This is a genomic window from Maribacter polysaccharolyticus (genome assembly GCF_028882255.1).
Taxonomy (GTDB): Bacteria; Bacteroidota; Bacteroidia; order Flavobacteriales; family Flavobacteriaceae; genus Maribacter_A; species Maribacter_A polysaccharolyticus.
Map to the genome: position 1 here is coordinate 386,736 of NZ_JARBUY010000004.1, position 14,527 is coordinate 401,262.

Below are 14,527 nucleotides of genomic sequence, written 5' to 3' on the forward strand. Positions count from 1 at the left end.
AATGAACGATTTCCTAAAGACCTTGGAACAGGAGTTCGAGTCCAACGCCGATCATAAAATCGCGGAAGGCCAAAAAGCCTATATGCGCCATCAGTTCGATTTCTATGGCATAAAAGCGACAAAACGGAGGGAATTACAAAAACCCTTTTTGGTAAAATCCGATTTACCCGCTTTAGCGGAATTGCATCAACTTGTAAAAACGCTATGGCAAAAACCACAACGGGAATATCAGTTGTTTGCCCAAGAATTGGTTTTTAAATACACCAAACAATTCAGCATAAACGATATTTCAACCTTGGAATACATGGTGACCCACAAGTCGTGGTGGGACACTGTGGATTATATTGCGGTTAAATTGATCGGACCCTACTTTGAGCGTTATCCCGAACAATTGGACACCTACCTTGAAAAATGGTTGGCCTCGGACAATATATGGCTGCAACGCTGCTGTTTACTCTATCAACTCAAAAGAAAGGACAAAATCGACACTACCAGGCTTAGTATGATTATCCAAAGACTCTTGGGATCCAAGGAGTTCTTTATCAATAAAGCCATTGGGTGGGTTTTGCGGGAATACAGTAAAACCAATCCGAAGTGGGTCAAGGATTTCGTTGCGAAGAATGACTTGGCCAAATTAAGTGAACGTGAAGCATTGCGTCTTATGGATTGCTGATATGATAACCTTACGGTATACCAAGGTCACTAAAAAGTTCAAATACTAAATGGAAAATTTACTAAATAACAGGTGTGTAAAAAAGGAATAGTATGACCAATTGCCATATTCCTTAAGTTTGATTTATATAGCAACTATATACAATTGTTGCCCACAATTAGATATGATAACTACATTTGATGACCCCAACATGGTATGCAAAAATGAAAACGATTCACGGGTAGATGTCTATTTTAAAGACAAACCCCTGTTATTTTTAACTTACACAGTTTGCGGGATAGTGTCGATAAATTGAAAGATGCTAATGAATTGGGCAAGTCAATTTTAAATTTTGAAATAACCTGGTCAATCCTTTTATTCCCGTAAATCATTCTATAGATTTCAGGATTGATGGGTCCCCTAATGAATTACATTACCCCGGTCAGTATTTTAATAAGGAATGTTCCCGTTATCCTATTGTATGCCTACAATTTCCTAATTATCCTTATAAATTCGATAAGGATCTCAAAAAAAAACAATGTATGTTCCTGTATTGAGGATTTTCAGATAAAAAGTATGCCATAACAGAACTCCTGGAAAAACCTTACCGGTTCTTCGTAATCAGAATAAGGGATCATTTGTCTTTCAATATCCCAATAAATTCCTTCCTTGGCATTTCTTTTGCCCCCAAACTGGCCAAATGTTCGGTATATACTTGACAATCGATCAACTTATACTTTTTTTTCTCCAACTCCTTAGCCAATTTGATAAATGCAAATTTTGAAGCATTACTTACTGCACTGAACATACTTTCCCCACAAAAAACATGACCCAGATCTATTCCGTACAACCCACCTACCAAAATACCATTCTCCCATACTTCATAGGAATGGGCATATCCCAGTTCATGTAATTTGAGGTAGGCTTTTTTCATGTCTTGGGTAATCCAAGTGCCGTCTTGCCCCTTCCGGGCAATTTTGGAACATCGGTCAATGACCTCATCAAAGCACTTATCTTTAGTCAGTGTAAATTGATTGCTCTTTATAACCTTGGCCATACTTTTGGAAATCTTGACTTCGGCAGGATGCAAGACCATTCTAGGATCGGGACTCCACCACAAAATCATGGATCCTTCATTAAACCACGGAAAAATACCCTGTTGATAGGCAAGTACCAAACGTTCTACGGAAAGGTCCCCGCCAAAGGCCAATAATCCCTCTGAATTCGCTTCTTCAACAGGCGGAAAACGCAAAGCCTCGCCGATAAAAGCCAGAGGTTTATTTGAACTATCTTTTTTCATTGTGCATGGTTAACCCAAAGGTATCAATAAATAAAAATGGAACAAAAAACCCCACTATGCAGTGGGGTTCGTTTTACGGTTTTTTTGAATGCGTCAAAAAGTCGACAATTCAAATGGTTGGGTTAAAATGGAAGATCATCATGATCTTCATCATTGATATTATCGGCTGGTTCGAAAGCATCCATCGGGGGCACAGGAGGAATATCGGAATTCCCTTGGGCAGGCTGAAGGTTTTCGATACGCCATCCTTGGATCGAATTGAAGTATTTTACCTCACCCTGTGGATTTGTCCATTCACGGCCCCGGATATTAATACTGATCTTTACATCTTGCCCCACTTGGTAACTGTTCAACAAATCACATTTGTCCTGGACAAACTCTACCAATATATGCTGTGGATACTGTTCTTCGGTGGTTACGACCACTTCCCTTTTTCTAAAACCATTACTGCCAAACGTTTTGGTTTCTTCTATCTTTTTAATTTTTCCTTGTATTTCCATGTTATGATGATTATCTGATCTTATTCAATGAAATTTATGTAAACCTTCGGCCCGTTTCGGTCAACTTTGCATGATCGACCTAACCCAGTTATGGCGTTACCACTGATCAAGCAATTCAATTCGAAAAGCAAAAACAAGGCGCAAAAGCAATTTTCGGGCAAGTTAAGGGTTTTACAATTGGCTTCATAAAAAGTGGCCAAATAGTTATTTACAATTCGATTGCCAAGAGCAGTTTCCATGCGGAATGAACCTCATTCCGGTCTAGGTATTCCTGTGCTTTTTGATGTAAAGAAGCCAAGTCACCGAGTTTTACCAGGGAAGATAGCGTATCTTCTGAACCGATGAATTCCTCGATTTCGACCTTGCTCGGCAGTGTTTCCACATTTCCGAGTTTTCCCAAATCATTCCCTGTCAAAACGGTACTGTTCCTGATTTGTGCCGGAATGGCATCTACACCGATCCCTAAAGTGGATAAAGGTTTGGGCACTTCGAACATGCCCCTATTCGCCCTTGAATACCAATTGCCCCCCATACGGGCGACCTGATCGATCTTATACTGATCAATGGTTCCCTTGCCATCCAAGATGCGCTTATTGATATGTATTTTGACCACCTCGGAAAAAATCAGGTTACCCGCACCGCCTTTATTTCCCAAGGGTTCTACCTTGCTTACCCTACATTCGAATTGCACCGGGGATTCGGCCACCCTAAAAGGTTTAACCAAATCTGACGCCAACATCGTGAGACCTGCCTTTAAAAATTCGTTCTCCCCTTCAGGGTATTCCGTGCTCGAAAGCGACATTTGATGGACCATATCATAATTCACGACATTAATGACCACCTCCCTTACTTTATCCGCATTTTGCAAGGAGTGTTTCGTAGTATTATCACGTACCCGGCGTGCAGGGGAAAAGATCAAGATTGGAGGATTGGCACTGAACACATTGAAAAAACTGAAGGGCGATAGGTTGGGCCTACCTTTTTCATCCATGGTACTGACAAGGGCAATAGGCCGTGGACCAACTGCTCCCAAGAGATAGCCATGTAATTCCGGAATCGGGATATCCGCAGGATTTATCGATATTGTATCGGCCATAGTATAACAAAAATAGTCAATTTGAATACGATTTAAAAGCGAAGGGCGTTTACCCTAAACACCATTTATGCGCATTTTACGTTATCTTTAATACAACAAAACGGTTGGATGGAATTTAATCCTAAAAAGAAGACCTCGAACTTTATTCTATTGGCAATCGCTTTTGCCATTGTCAGTTTGATCTTGTGGAACACGAATAGTTTCTTTAAAAAGTTCAAAGAGGAAGAGCGTTTGAAAATGGAAATCTGGGCTACCGCCCAATCCGAGTTACTACAATATTCCGAGGATATGGATATGGGTAACCTCACCATAAAAGTGTTACAGAACAACACCTCTACCCCAATGATCTTGGTAAACAAAGACGGTTCGATCAAAACGAACAACATGCCGACAGACAAGGTCAAGGATTCGGTATACCTGCATCGCAACATACAGATATTCCAAAGTGAGAACACCCCGATTTCCATAGATCAGGGAGGGGAGCACCTTGCCACTTTATATTATGGCAATTCAGAAGTGTTGAACAAATTAAAGTATTATCCCATTGCACTTTTATTGATCATCTTGCTCTTCGGGGCCGTAATTTTCTTTTTCTTTAAAACCAATAAGGCCTCGGAACAAAATAAATTATGGGCCGGTATGGCCAAGGAGACCGCCCACCAGATCGGCACCCCTTTATCCTCACTTTTAGGTTGGAACGAGCTTTTGAAATCCGAAGAGATAAATCCGGAAATCACCAAGGAAATCGATAAGGACATCTCCAGATTGGAAACCATTACCGAACGTTTCTCTAAAATAGGATCCTTACCCGAACTTAGGGAAGTGGATATCGTTCAAGAAACAAAGGAAGCCTATGAATATTTAAAACTCCGCAGTTCCAAATTGATCCATTTCTCTTTCAATTCAAAAGTGGAAAAACTCCCGGTACTTTTAAATAGTTCCCTATACAATTGGACCATTGAAAACTTGGTCAAAAATGGCATCGATGCCATGAAGGGCAAAGGAAGTATCGCAATTGATATTGTTCCTGCCGGAAAATATGTGAATATCCTGGTGGCCGATACGGGTGGGGGTATCCCAAAAAGTGATTACCATACCATTTTCAACCCTGGGGTAACCTCCAAAAAAAGAGGCTGGGGCCTAGGACTATCCCTTGTCAAACGTATCGTGGAAGAATACCATCAAGGTAAGATAAAGGTACTTTCTTCGGGTAAAGAAGGTACGATCATGCAAATTTCCCTAAAAGTAAACCCATAAGCTATGTCGAAGGAAAAATTAGTCGTTGTCAAAGAAGCTGAAATCACCAATAACTGTCCGGAATGTTTCAATCAGGACATGAAAATCACTTTTAAGCAAAAACACCTGACCGGAAGATTGTTCGATCGCGTCACTAAGGAGGTGACCTACACCATACTGTGCAAAAAATGCAACTCTATAATCTACCCGGTTAACTGGACCGAAGATATAGAACGGACGTTCAATTATTATCAAAAAATGGTAACCCCGGAAAAACCTGCCATCCGATTTACATCTTTGTTTTACATTATCGTAATATCGATTTTGGTACTTATGGGCACAGCCATCTACCTATGGCAATCAGGAATTATTCGATTTTAGCCGAAATTCGCGCTGCGATCTCAATAAACTCATCCTGTGTAAGTGAAACTTTGTGTTGAAAAGTAGCTTCTTTCATTTCATTCAAAGGAATCAAATGCACATGTACATGGGGCACTTCGAGTCCGATTACGGTAATCCCGACCCGTTTGCAGTCCATAGCGGATTCAATGGCCTTACCCACCTTTCTTGCAAAAGCCATCAACCCCATGTAGGTTTCCTCATCCAAATCCATAATCTTATCCACTTCCTTTTTGGGAACACATAAAGTATGTCCCTTGGCATTGGGATTAATATCCAAAAAAGCAAAGAAATTTTCGTCTTCCGCTATTTTATAGCTTGGGATTTCACCATTAATGATTTTGGTAAAGATGCTCGCCATGGTATTCATGTTTAAATTAGAAACAAAAAACCTATCAAGTTTGATAGGTTTAAATATAAAGAATTATACTATCCTATTCCCTGGTAATCTCCAAAATCTCGAAGGTGATTTTTCCATTGGGCACGGCGATTTCCGCGGTTTCACCCACTTTTTTTCCCAAAAGGCCCTTGCCGATAGGGGAACTTACCGAGATTTTGCCCGACTTTAAATCCGCTTCGCTCTCGGCCACCAAGGTGTATTTCATTTCCATGCCATTGGTCTGGTTCTTTAACTTTACCGTGGACAGGACCAAAACCTTTGAAGTATCCAATTGGGATTCATCAATTAAGCGTGCATTGGCTAGGGTAGCTTCCATTTTGGAAATCTTCATCTCCAAAAGTCCCTGCGCCTCTTTGGCCGCATCATATTCGGCATTTTCGGAAAGATCCCCTTTATCCCTTGCTTCCGCAATAGCCTGCGAAGCCTTTGGACGCTCCACATCTTTAAGATGGTTCAATTCGTTCCTTAATTTTTTTAACCCTTCCGCAGTATAGTATGATATTTTACTCATAATTAATCCGTTTTAAAGTAATACTTTAAGAATTCACCTAAGTCCCCTGAAAATATTAAACCATTATAAAGGAACGATCAGCCCAAGTAAGGCAAATACTACAGGACCGGACTTATTCCTTTTAAGGGGTTTCATTAATAAGAAAATCCCCTTTTTCAAGAGGATTTAACGCAAATATACATAATTTTTGTCCAATTTTGCAGTTGTCCTTATATAATAGAAATTGCAATATGAAGCGTATTTATCTCCTATTTTTTGTGGTATTGGTCTTAGGATGTAGTGGTGACAGTGGAGAACGGAACCCCTATTTAAACGAAGTTTCCTTTAACTACAGCATGAATTTGAATCTTCCCCTGTACAGTCCATTGACCAACACGGGATCGGCGATATACGTAGGTTATGATGGTGTGGGCATAGCGGGTATTTTTGTCATTAACTCAGGATTCAACATATTCGTAGCTTCAGAAGCGAGTTGCCCCAACCATTCAACCAATGATTGCTCGACCATGACACTCGACGGACAAACGGCAATTTGTCCTTGCGATGATTACGAATACAGTTTATTTACGGGCCAAATGCTCAATAAGCCCGATGATGGCAATCGCTATTACGACATGCTCATATACAACAATACCTATAGCGGTAATGTCGTGACCGTCTACAACTAACTATTTTCCATTCCCATGTTCGGAATACACCGGTGGGATCCAGGGAATAAAAATGGTGGAATGAAATCAATGCGCGTCGGTATGATCCTTGCGCATTGGGATCATATTCCAAGGGTTATGCTTTTTGCTTTTCCCGACTATAAAGCCTGGCGTTAAGGGAACATAGTTTCCTCCAATCCGATTCAAATACGTCCTAGAACCTTATCCAAGACCCAATTAGCCTGCATTCCCGATTTTCCCAAGGAGGGATGTTCCTTGATTCCCAATAAATGATCTTTGATATTTTCCACGTGATACTGTTGGATATGTTTCGGGTTCCCAATTTCAAGTTTCTCCTCTCCACGTGAATTCATCAAGACAATAGGTGCTTCCTCGAAGACTGAAAATATGATCTTACCTTCGCTCCCATAAATTTCAACGATATCTTCCCGTTGAAAACACCCGAAATTCCAACTAGCCGAACCCAAGACCCCATTTTCGTGTTTCCACAGCCCCATTATGGCATCTTTGGCCGTATACAATCCCATTTGATTCTCTGCAATACCACTTGCCTCCGTAATATCGCCCAGAAAATATGCAAATAGATCGAAACCATGACTGGCCAAATCGTCAAAATATCCGCCCGGGGCAATACTGGCATCGGTTCTCCAATTGTATTCCCCATTTAAATCCAAAGCACTGGGGGGTGTTGACAGTTGCCAACGAATCTGCCTAACCTTCCCGATTTCCCCTTTGTTTAGCCATTCCTTTACTTTGTTAAATCGGGGCAATGAACGCCTATAATAAGCGATGAACAAGGGCAGGTCTTTAGCATTGAAAGCCTTATGGATTTCGAGACTATCAGGATAATTGGGGGTCATTGGTTTTTCGATACAACAGGGTTTTCCAACCGCTGCGACTTTAAGGGCGTATTCTTTATGGGAATCCGGTGGAGTGGCGATATAAACGGCATCAATGTCCGGATCATTTATCAATTCATCGGCATTCGTATAATATTTGGGTATACCGTGCCGTTTTGCATAATCCGCGGCTTTTTCCTTGTTTCGGCGCATAACGGCCAGCACTTCGAACCCTTCCGTATTTTGATAAGCAGGACCACTTTTCACCTCTGTTACAGATCCACAGCCAATTATTCCCCATCTTATCTTTTTATCCTTTTTCATCAATTCCTGGTTTTTATTGTATCGTTATGAAAAAATCAATTATTCTCACTGATTTTTTAATCTTTTCCCATCAAAAAATAAAGCAAGGTGCCCAAAGGGTTCAAAAACAACACGACCAATATCCATATCAATCTGTCATTGGCCCCTTTAAACCGGCCTTTGGTAATATCTATTATGGCAACTACCGGTGCTATGGCCAAAACCGCAATGATGATCAAAATCAGTATTTGCCAAATACCAAAACTTACTTCCATGTCTTCTTGATTTTATCATAAAACTACAAATAAACGAACATGGCACAAAACCGAGGTTAAGTGCCATGTTACTTTTGATTATCAACATGAAATCTTCTGGGGTTTAAAAATCGAAGGTAGCCCCCAATAAAAAGTTGGTTCCTGCCTGAGGGTAATATCCTGCACCCTCTATGGTAGTCGTCTGCCCAGGGTCTGACCAAGTATCGTCATAGGTGTAGAAATAACCGTTCGACACAAATTTGGCATCAAAGATATTGTTCACCAATAACGATAGCGTCAAACGCTTAAAAAACGTATTGGTTTCGATAATATATTGGGCATTGAAATCGGTTTGTGAATAGGCCTCCAAAACGGAGCCTTCGGAATCGATATTCCCCATATATTGTTTGCCCACATATTTACTGAGCAATGAAAGCCGAATATCGTCATTGGGCATATATGACAACGCATTGCCCACAATGACTTCTGGCGAATAAGCAATATCGGTATCACCCAGATCCTGCAGCACCCCATCGCGTTGAAAAACGAAATCCTTATTCTTATTGGAGCTTAATGCGACGTTCGGACTTAAACTGAATTTATCCCCCAAGGCCAAATACGCATCGATTTCCAGACCAATTCGGTAACTGTCCCCAACATTGGCCCGTAATGGTGCACCCACATCATTCAACTCACCGGTAAGCACCAACTGGTCTTTGTATTTCATGTAATACACATTGGTACTAAGCTGTACATTGGGCGAAACATAACGCCAACCCAATTCAAGATCATTCAGTTTTTCGGGTTTCGGATTTCCATTCTCATAATCATTTCTATTCGGCTCCCTATTGGCCACGGCGAACGATAGGTAAAAATTGTTGTTTTGATCCAAATCGTAAGAGGCCCCGAATTTCGGATTGAAGAAATTGAAGGTATCAGCTACCAATCCCGTATCCTCACCATCGGCCAAGTAACTTACGGTCCTATATTGTAAATCACCAAAGAGGCTCCAATGGTCGTCTAAATGGTAATTGGCTTTGGTAAAGACATTAAAATCGGTTTTTCTTGAGGAATCGTCATAATACCTATCACCAATATAACTGTTCGGGGCATACTCTGCCCAAATTACCTCACCATAATGCTTACCATCATAGGCATTCCAACCTCCCCCTAAAAAAAGATTGAGGCTCTTGGTATGATAATTGGCCGAAAAAACGGTTCCGTAGAAATCATTGTCCAGCCACCTTCTACGAACAAGGTCTGTGGTATTCACCTCTTCACCATTGACCTCCAAGGTTTCAAAGCCATAGGTATCGAAATCATCATCTTCCTTGAATTGCTCAAAAAACCCCCTACCACGGGTATAGTGCAAAGCTAGGTTCGTATTCCAATGATCACCCAGTTTCTGGTTCCAAAGGAATTGGGCGTGGTTCTGTTTATAATCGTCGACCTCATTGTCGTAAAACTGTGTATTTCCATCATCATCGGTATAGATACCGGATGGGTTGAAGGTCCTATCGGTTTCCAGGGTCTCGGCGTCAATACCGTACCAGGCTTGGTAGGTAACTTCGTGACCTCCAAAAAGAACAGCTTTTAAAATAGTGTTCCCATCTTTAAATGCCCCTTGTAAAAAGTAAGAATCAAGTTCCGAGGAAGCCCTATCGATATAACCATCAGAAGTGATCCTGGACAATCGTCCCGAAATTTCAAATTGATCATTCAAAAGTCCGGTACTGAATTTTAGGGTATTCTTTAAGGTATTGTAACTCCCCACCGATGATGAGATGAGGCCATAGGCATCTTCCGAAATACCATCGGTCGCTATGTTAAGGCTTGCACCGAAAGCTCCGGCGCCATTGGTAGATGTACCTACTCCCCTTTGTAATTGTAAACTTTCTGTGGAAGAAGCAAAATCGGGCATGTTCACCCAAAACGAACCATGCGATTCAGAATCGTTATAAGGAATGCCGTTTATGGTTACATTCACCCTAGTGGCATCGCTGCCCCGCACCCGAATACTGGTATAACCCACTCCTGCACCCGCATCGGAGGTCGTGACCACGGCAGGCATGAAATTCAATAGGATAGGGATATCCTGCCCAAGGTTCCTCGGCTTTAAATCTTCTTTGGTAAGATTCGTAAAGGTAACGGGCGATTCAATTGTTGCCCGTACAGCGGAAACAAACACCTCATCCAGGGCTATTTTTTTGTTTTCCAATGAATCCGTTTCGACCTCTTGAGCCGTAAGTCCCATGGAAATAAGGCCTAATGTAACGGATAAAAATTTGATGCGATGGCTTTTTAGAGTCCTGTCCTGTCGCTTTGAAATGCACCGCGGAATCGCAGTTGAACTGTTTGAAAAGAAATAGAGCTTTTTCATTCGTAATAGGTTTATTACGAATAAAAGGGGCATTATTCTTGGTTAAAATTGATTTTTGTTTCCAGAGGAAACGTTATGATAATCCAAATGGCAACCTTTGCCTCCCTTGGCAGCATTACCTGCCCAGGTTCGTTGGGTATAATCTCAGCTTATCCCGCTCTTTTTTTAGAAAAGTCCTATACAAAGTACGGGGGTTAAGCACCCCTTTGAGATGTTGCAAATGTAATACAGCAATTTTAATATTTTATGGAAAAAATAAATTTATTTATCACACAACGTATTATCCCAAAAACCCCATAACTGCCATAATGAACTTTGTACGTGGATTCCCCGAAGGATAAAGCCATAAAAAAAGTGTATAAACACTTATACACTTTTTTTATTGAATTGCCGATGAGAATATCAGGAAACCTGATGCGTAGGTTTCAACAGGTCATTCACCGTTTTTACCGGATTAAAGGTGGCTAAAGGCACCTCTACGAAAATAGTATTCCAATACGCCATGGCACCGTTCCAAAGACCGGGAAGTTCCAATGCTTTCAAAGCCTTTCCTTCTTTCGTTTTTTCCGTGATAAAACCCTGCTTGTGATCTACATAGTCCAACAGGTTGTACTTTTCCCCTTTGTGGTTCTTTACCCCACAAACCAAGTCAACAGGATTAAAATGGGTGGCGTTTTTAAGTATGTCCACCTGTTTTGGATTGGACATATCTATTTGGGCAGATTCGATGATCTGCAACGAGACATGGCCATGGGCATTCTTGATCCAAAATGGCCCACCTCCGGGTTCCCCTTCATTCTTGACCATACCGCAAATACGGATAGGCCTATTGATCTTATCCTTTAGGATATTGATCTGTTCCCCTAGGCTAAAACTGGGGTACTTATCCACAAAACGAACATTGAGTTCTTTTTCGAGAAACTCCTTGATCTCTAGCATCATATCCGCCGTAAGATTATTGTCCTCGATTCTTTTTGCATAGGCGAAGGCTTTTCCCTGGACTTCCAAAAGCAATCCTGCCAACATTTTTTTACTATTGGTAAGTTCTTCCTGTACTTTGGGAACGACAACATTATCGATGTTCTTTATAAAAATAATATCGGCTTCCTCTTCGTTCAGATTCTCGATCAATGCCCCATGGCCCCCAGGCCTAAAAAGAAGGGAACCATCGGAATTACGAAAAGGATTATTTTCCATGTCAACGGCAATGGTATCCGTAGAACCCTTTTGGTATGAGTACGTTACATTGAAAACCGTATCGGTCGTTTTGGAGAGTCTTTCATTGATCCTTTCATACTCCTTGGTGAACATTTCAATATGTTGTTCCGATATGGTAAAATGTAAATTGGCTTCACCCCCAACCTTGGCATAGTTAACGGCTTCCTCCAGATGTTTTTCAAAAGGGGTTGCCGAATGGTCCCCATAATCATGGAATGGCAAAAGCCCTTTAGGATAGAAGCCATAATTCAGTGCATCCTCGGACATCATTTCCTTTACGAAAAGATACAATTCCTCATCGCTATTTGCCGCTTTCCCTTTAATTCTTTTCTGTACCGTTTCGTAAAACGGGAAATCCTTCAATCCTTCACTGAACCGCTGTAAGGCCGTATCATCGGTACGTTCAAAATATGCACTTAATGATTCTTTCTTGGGATCGTACGCCTCCAAAAAATTGAACAAGGCCTTGAACATCCTTGATGCCGCCCCAGAGGCAGGAACGAATTTCAACAATGACAAACCTGACTTTGCCTTATCGAATTTCTTGCCTAGTGCCAGCTGTTCTTCTTCTGTGAATTTGCTGATGCCATCGCCAACAACGGCTGCATTAACTAAGTTTACAAAAGGGATGCCTTCTTTAAAAATTCCAATTTGTTCTTTGACTTTTTCTTTCGTTATCCCTTTGGTGGCAATTTGATTTAAATCTTTCTCGGTTAGTTGTGTCATTTATCCAATATATTATCTATGTGTTCTACCGCGGTTTTTAAACGTGTTTTTTTATTCCCCTTTAAAGTAACAAATTTCCTATTATATTTCTCAAGAGTTTCCTTGAAATACCTAAACATTCGTTCACGTTCATTGGGTTTGTCCCTTAGGTCGTCTTTTTCCCAAGGTATATCGATATAGGTCAGGAGGTAGAGGTCATATTGGTTCTCCAAAGCGTACTTTTCTAGAATGGGGTCACAATAGCCCAGATAATAGGCTTCGGAATACACTTTTGTCTCGAGTAAATCGGTATCACAAATAAGGACATTCGTCGCTTTTTTGGCCAAATCGTTCTCTAAACGCATTTGCCCTTCGGCAATAGGCAATAAGTCATCGGGCTCACAGGTTTTCCGTTCATTGTTCCATTTATCCTGTAGATACTCCCTGGCATATTCGGGTACCCAAACGGTGTTGTAATGACGGGCCAATTGTTCCGACAGCGTGGTTTTGCCCGTAGACTCGGGACCGAACAATACTATTTTGACAACGTCAGTAGGTTGCTGTTTAAATTTTTCTTCCATGCGAGATATCCGAATATGGCTATAACGGTAAATATAAGGTACTGAAAACTGGTAAAGGTAAAACCTTTATAAAAATATAGGGGGACCGAAATGATATCCCCGATGATCCAATATAACCAATTTTCGATTTTCCGCTTTGCCATAAGCCACATCCCCACAAAAAACACCGCAGTTGTCAGGGTATCCACATAGGCCGTCCAACTAGTCCATTTATCGAACATTCGGTAAACAATGAACACAAAGACCATAGTGGCCAAAAAAATCAGAATCGAAATTTTATGTTCTTTGGCCGTTGTTCGTGTAATGGGGGTAAAATGGGAATCATCTACCTTTCGTGTCCACACGTACCAACCATAAAGGCTCATTATAAAATAGTACCCATTGATCATCATATCCCCGATCAAACCCCATTTTAAAAGAAGATATACATATATGGAAGTACTGATCAGCCCTGTTGGATAGACCAGTATATTATTCTGTTTCGAGAACCATACCGATAAAAGACCAAAGATTACCGCAACGACCTCTAAAACAATATATTTGGTCTCATAGTCTGCATACTGACCGAAAAAAAACTCAAAAATGGGGTTCATATGCGCTTCGGTCAGATTTAACCAACTTCATATAGAGTAGGCCTTTATCCATCAATGCAAAGGCCGTCTTGATTTCGGTGTTCAAGACCGTCATCACCTCATCATAAGGGCCAAATACCTGGGTACTCAACGGGTTTTCCAAAACGGTAAGCCCCGATGCCCGCAGTTTTTTAATAAAGTTGATGATATGTTGTTCAAAATCGTCCTGTAGGGGCGAAAACGTAAGTTCAACTGATATTTCCATAGTATTCATTATTAATTCTTTGTGGCATACACACAGGTAAAACCCTCAAACTCCAAAAATTTAAGCGTATAATACGTCGTTTCCCCATGATAGGTGATTTCCCCTTTGAGGATTTCATCGGCAAATTCAAAATCATGGATGTAAATATGGTTTAAGAAACTCAACCCTACCGTGGCAAAGATCTTGTAAAGCGATTCCTTACAGCCCCAAATGACCGTATATTTGCGAACGAGGTCTTTTTTGTCCTTAATATGGAAATAGGCTTCGGTAGGTGTGAACTTATGGGCTATACGTGTAATAAGGTCCCGCTGCATCTCAATGTCGATTCCCACCTCCTTATCTTTACTGACAATGATCCCGGTGAATTGATGTGAATGGGTAATACTGATATGATTCCCGTCGTAAAGGTGAGGTTTACCCACCTTGTCGTAGAACAGATCCTTGTCCTCATACCCGGCCTCGGCCATCAAATGGCGGATACTCAAAAAGCCTTTCCGATGCAATTCGGACTTCATTCCATCCACCCTATTTTGACAGTGTTCGGTAAGTTGAACTGCCTTAGATAGCTCTGCTTCAGTTTCTTCTATCTTCCAGATATATACTTTGATCGAAGGGGAAACCCGTATTGTCTTGTAAAGAGGCATGTTA

Annotated in this window: 17 protein-coding genes; 4 read left to right on the forward strand and 13 right to left on the reverse strand. The window is 41.1% G+C overall.

What is annotated here, in order from left to right; translation table 11 throughout:
* The first annotated feature begins 1 nt into the window (after position 1).
* Positions 2–673: a DNA alkylation repair protein gene (locus tag PHU20_RS14250; protein WP_274826061.1), complete on the forward strand. Its 672-nt coding sequence runs from the start codon at positions 2–4 to the stop codon at positions 671–673.
* Positions 674–1,286: 613 nt separating this feature from the next.
* Here PHU20_RS14250 and aat read toward each other — a convergent pair.
* The 3 genes from aat to PHU20_RS14265 form a co-directional block, all read right to left on the reverse strand.
* Positions 1,287–1,952 carry a leucyl/phenylalanyl-tRNA--protein transferase gene (gene aat, locus PHU20_RS14255; protein WP_274826062.1) on the reverse strand — a complete coding sequence of 222 codons (666 nt, stop codon included), beginning with the start codon at positions 1,950–1,952 and terminating at the stop codon, positions 1,287–1,289.
* 122 nt (positions 1,953–2,074) lie between these two features.
* Positions 2,075–2,452 carry a DUF3127 domain-containing protein gene (locus PHU20_RS14260; RefSeq protein ID WP_274826063.1) on the reverse strand — a complete coding sequence of 126 codons (378 nt, stop codon included), beginning with the start codon at positions 2,450–2,452 and terminating at the stop codon, positions 2,075–2,077.
* A gap of 208 nt (positions 2,453–2,660) precedes the next feature.
* Positions 2,661–3,548, reverse strand: coding sequence for a flavin reductase family protein (locus tag PHU20_RS14265; protein WP_274826064.1), 888 nt, complete (start codon positions 3,546–3,548; stop codon positions 2,661–2,663).
* Between the two features lie 108 nt (positions 3,549–3,656).
* Between PHU20_RS14265 and PHU20_RS14270 the strand changes: the two genes are divergently transcribed.
* Both PHU20_RS14270 and PHU20_RS14275 read left to right on the forward strand, forming a co-directional pair.
* Entirely contained in the window at positions 3,657–4,805 is a 1,149-nt protein-coding gene (locus PHU20_RS14270; RefSeq protein ID WP_274826065.1) for a sensor histidine kinase, read from the forward strand.
* Positions 4,806–4,808: 3 nt separating this feature from the next.
* On the forward strand, positions 4,809–5,165 hold the full coding sequence (locus PHU20_RS14275; protein ID WP_274826066.1) for a hypothetical protein: 357 nt from the start codon (positions 4,809–4,811) through the stop codon (positions 5,163–5,165).
* Here the strand turns inward: PHU20_RS14275 and PHU20_RS14280 are convergent.
* Together PHU20_RS14280 and greA are read right to left on the reverse strand one after the other, a co-directional pair.
* The gene (locus PHU20_RS14280; protein ID WP_274826067.1) at positions 5,152–5,544 is read right to left on the reverse strand and encodes an HIT family protein; all 393 of its coding nucleotides are present in this window, start codon (positions 5,542–5,544) and stop codon (positions 5,152–5,154) included. The two genes, PHU20_RS14275 and PHU20_RS14280, sit on opposite strands and share 14 nt — an antisense overlap.
* 73 nt (positions 5,545–5,617) lie before the next feature.
* Positions 5,618–6,094: a transcription elongation factor GreA gene (gene greA / locus PHU20_RS14285; protein ID WP_274826068.1), complete on the reverse strand. Its 477-nt coding sequence runs from the start codon at positions 6,092–6,094 to the stop codon at positions 5,618–5,620.
* A 230-nt stretch (positions 6,095–6,324) separates the two neighbouring features.
* On the opposite strand from greA, the gene PHU20_RS14290 reads away from it, so the two are divergent.
* Positions 6,325–6,762 carry a hypothetical protein gene (locus tag PHU20_RS14290; RefSeq protein WP_274826069.1) on the forward strand — a complete coding sequence of 146 codons (438 nt, stop codon included), beginning with the start codon at positions 6,325–6,327 and terminating at the stop codon, positions 6,760–6,762.
* Positions 6,763–6,944: 182 nt separating this feature from the next.
* Here PHU20_RS14290 and PHU20_RS14295 read toward each other — a convergent pair whose 3' ends face one another.
* The 8 genes from PHU20_RS14295 to PHU20_RS14330 form a co-directional block, all read right to left on the reverse strand.
* Complete coding sequence (locus tag PHU20_RS14295; protein ID WP_274826070.1) at positions 6,945–7,925, reverse strand: Gfo/Idh/MocA family protein; 981 nt, start codon at positions 7,923–7,925, stop codon at positions 6,945–6,947.
* 56 nt (positions 7,926–7,981) lie between these two features.
* Positions 7,982–8,179, reverse strand: coding sequence for a PLDc N-terminal domain-containing protein (locus PHU20_RS14300; protein ID WP_274826071.1), 198 nt, complete (start codon positions 8,177–8,179; stop codon positions 7,982–7,984).
* A gap of 103 nt (positions 8,180–8,282) precedes the next feature.
* Positions 8,283–10,412 (reverse strand): TonB-dependent receptor, encoded by a 2,130-nt coding sequence (locus tag PHU20_RS14305; RefSeq protein ID WP_274826344.1) that lies wholly within the window; start codon positions 10,410–10,412, stop codon positions 8,283–8,285.
* 528 nt (positions 10,413–10,940) lie between these two features.
* Positions 10,941–12,482 carry a DUF4301 family protein gene (locus PHU20_RS14310; RefSeq protein ID WP_274826072.1) on the reverse strand — a complete coding sequence of 514 codons (1,542 nt, stop codon included), beginning with the start codon at positions 12,480–12,482 and terminating at the stop codon, positions 10,941–10,943.
* Positions 12,479–13,042: an ATP-binding protein gene (locus PHU20_RS14315; RefSeq protein WP_274826073.1), complete on the reverse strand. Its 564-nt coding sequence runs from the start codon at positions 13,040–13,042 to the stop codon at positions 12,479–12,481. The genes PHU20_RS14310 and PHU20_RS14315 overlap by 4 nt, the downstream gene beginning before the upstream one ends.
* Positions 12,997–13,635 carry a nicotinamide riboside transporter PnuC gene (pnuC, locus tag PHU20_RS14320; protein ID WP_274826074.1) on the reverse strand — a complete coding sequence of 213 codons (639 nt, stop codon included), beginning with the start codon at positions 13,633–13,635 and terminating at the stop codon, positions 12,997–12,999. The genes PHU20_RS14315 and pnuC overlap by 46 nt, the downstream gene beginning before the upstream one ends.
* Positions 13,619–13,879 (reverse strand): YkoF family thiamine-binding protein, encoded by a 261-nt coding sequence (locus PHU20_RS14325; protein ID WP_274826075.1) that lies wholly within the window; start codon positions 13,877–13,879, stop codon positions 13,619–13,621. Before PHU20_RS14325 ends, pnuC begins: the two co-directional genes overlap by 17 nt.
* A gap of 11 nt (positions 13,880–13,890) precedes the next feature.
* Positions 13,891–14,523, reverse strand: coding sequence for a 4'-phosphopantetheinyl transferase family protein (locus tag PHU20_RS14330; protein ID WP_274826076.1), 633 nt, complete (start codon positions 14,521–14,523; stop codon positions 13,891–13,893).
* Positions 14,524–14,527 lie beyond the last annotated feature (4 nt).

Coding starts and splice junctions, on each gene's coding strand:
- aat (WP_274826062.1), bottom strand. CDS start 1,952: ATGAAAAAAGATAGTTCAAATAAACCTCTGGCTTTTATCGGCGAGGCT.
- PHU20_RS14265 (WP_274826064.1), bottom strand. CDS start 3,548: ATGGCCGATACAATATCGATAAATCCTGCGGATATCCCGATTCCGGAA.
- PHU20_RS14295 (WP_274826070.1), bottom strand. CDS start 7,925: ATGAAAAAGGATAAAAAGATAAGATGGGGAATAATTGGCTGTGGATCT.
- PHU20_RS14270 (WP_274826065.1), top strand. CDS start 3,657: ATGGAATTTAATCCTAAAAAGAAGACCTCGAACTTTATTCTATTGGCA.
- PHU20_RS14310 (WP_274826072.1), bottom strand. CDS start 12,482: ATGACACAACTAACCGAGAAAGATTTAAATCAAATTGCCACCAAAGGG.
- PHU20_RS14250 (WP_274826061.1), top strand. CDS start 2: ATGAACGATTTCCTAAAGACCTTGGAACAGGAGTTCGAGTCCAACGCC.
- PHU20_RS14290 (WP_274826069.1), top strand. CDS start 6,325: ATGAAGCGTATTTATCTCCTATTTTTTGTGGTATTGGTCTTAGGATGT.
- pnuC (WP_274826074.1), bottom strand. CDS start 13,635: ATGAACCCCATTTTTGAGTTTTTTTTCGGTCAGTATGCAGACTATGAG.
- PHU20_RS14300 (WP_274826071.1), bottom strand. CDS start 8,179: ATGGAAGTAAGTTTTGGTATTTGGCAAATACTGATTTTGATCATCATT.
- PHU20_RS14325 (WP_274826075.1), bottom strand. CDS start 13,879: ATGGAAATATCAGTTGAACTTACGTTTTCGCCCCTACAGGACGATTTT.
- PHU20_RS14280 (WP_274826067.1), bottom strand. CDS start 5,544: ATGGCGAGCATCTTTACCAAAATCATTAATGGTGAAATCCCAAGCTAT.
- PHU20_RS14260 (WP_274826063.1), bottom strand. CDS start 2,452: ATGGAAATACAAGGAAAAATTAAAAAGATAGAAGAAACCAAAACGTTT.
- PHU20_RS14315 (WP_274826073.1), bottom strand. CDS start 13,042: ATGGAAGAAAAATTTAAACAGCAACCTACTGACGTTGTCAAAATAGTA.
- PHU20_RS14275 (WP_274826066.1), top strand. CDS start 4,809: ATGTCGAAGGAAAAATTAGTCGTTGTCAAAGAAGCTGAAATCACCAAT.
- PHU20_RS14305 (WP_274826344.1), bottom strand. CDS start 10,412: ATGGGACTTACGGCTCAAGAGGTCGAAACGGATTCATTGGAAAACAAA.
- PHU20_RS14330 (WP_274826076.1), bottom strand. CDS start 14,523: ATGCCTCTTTACAAGACAATACGGGTTTCCCCTTCGATCAAAGTATAT.
- greA (WP_274826068.1), bottom strand. CDS start 6,094: ATGAGTAAAATATCATACTATACTGCGGAAGGGTTAAAAAAATTAAGG.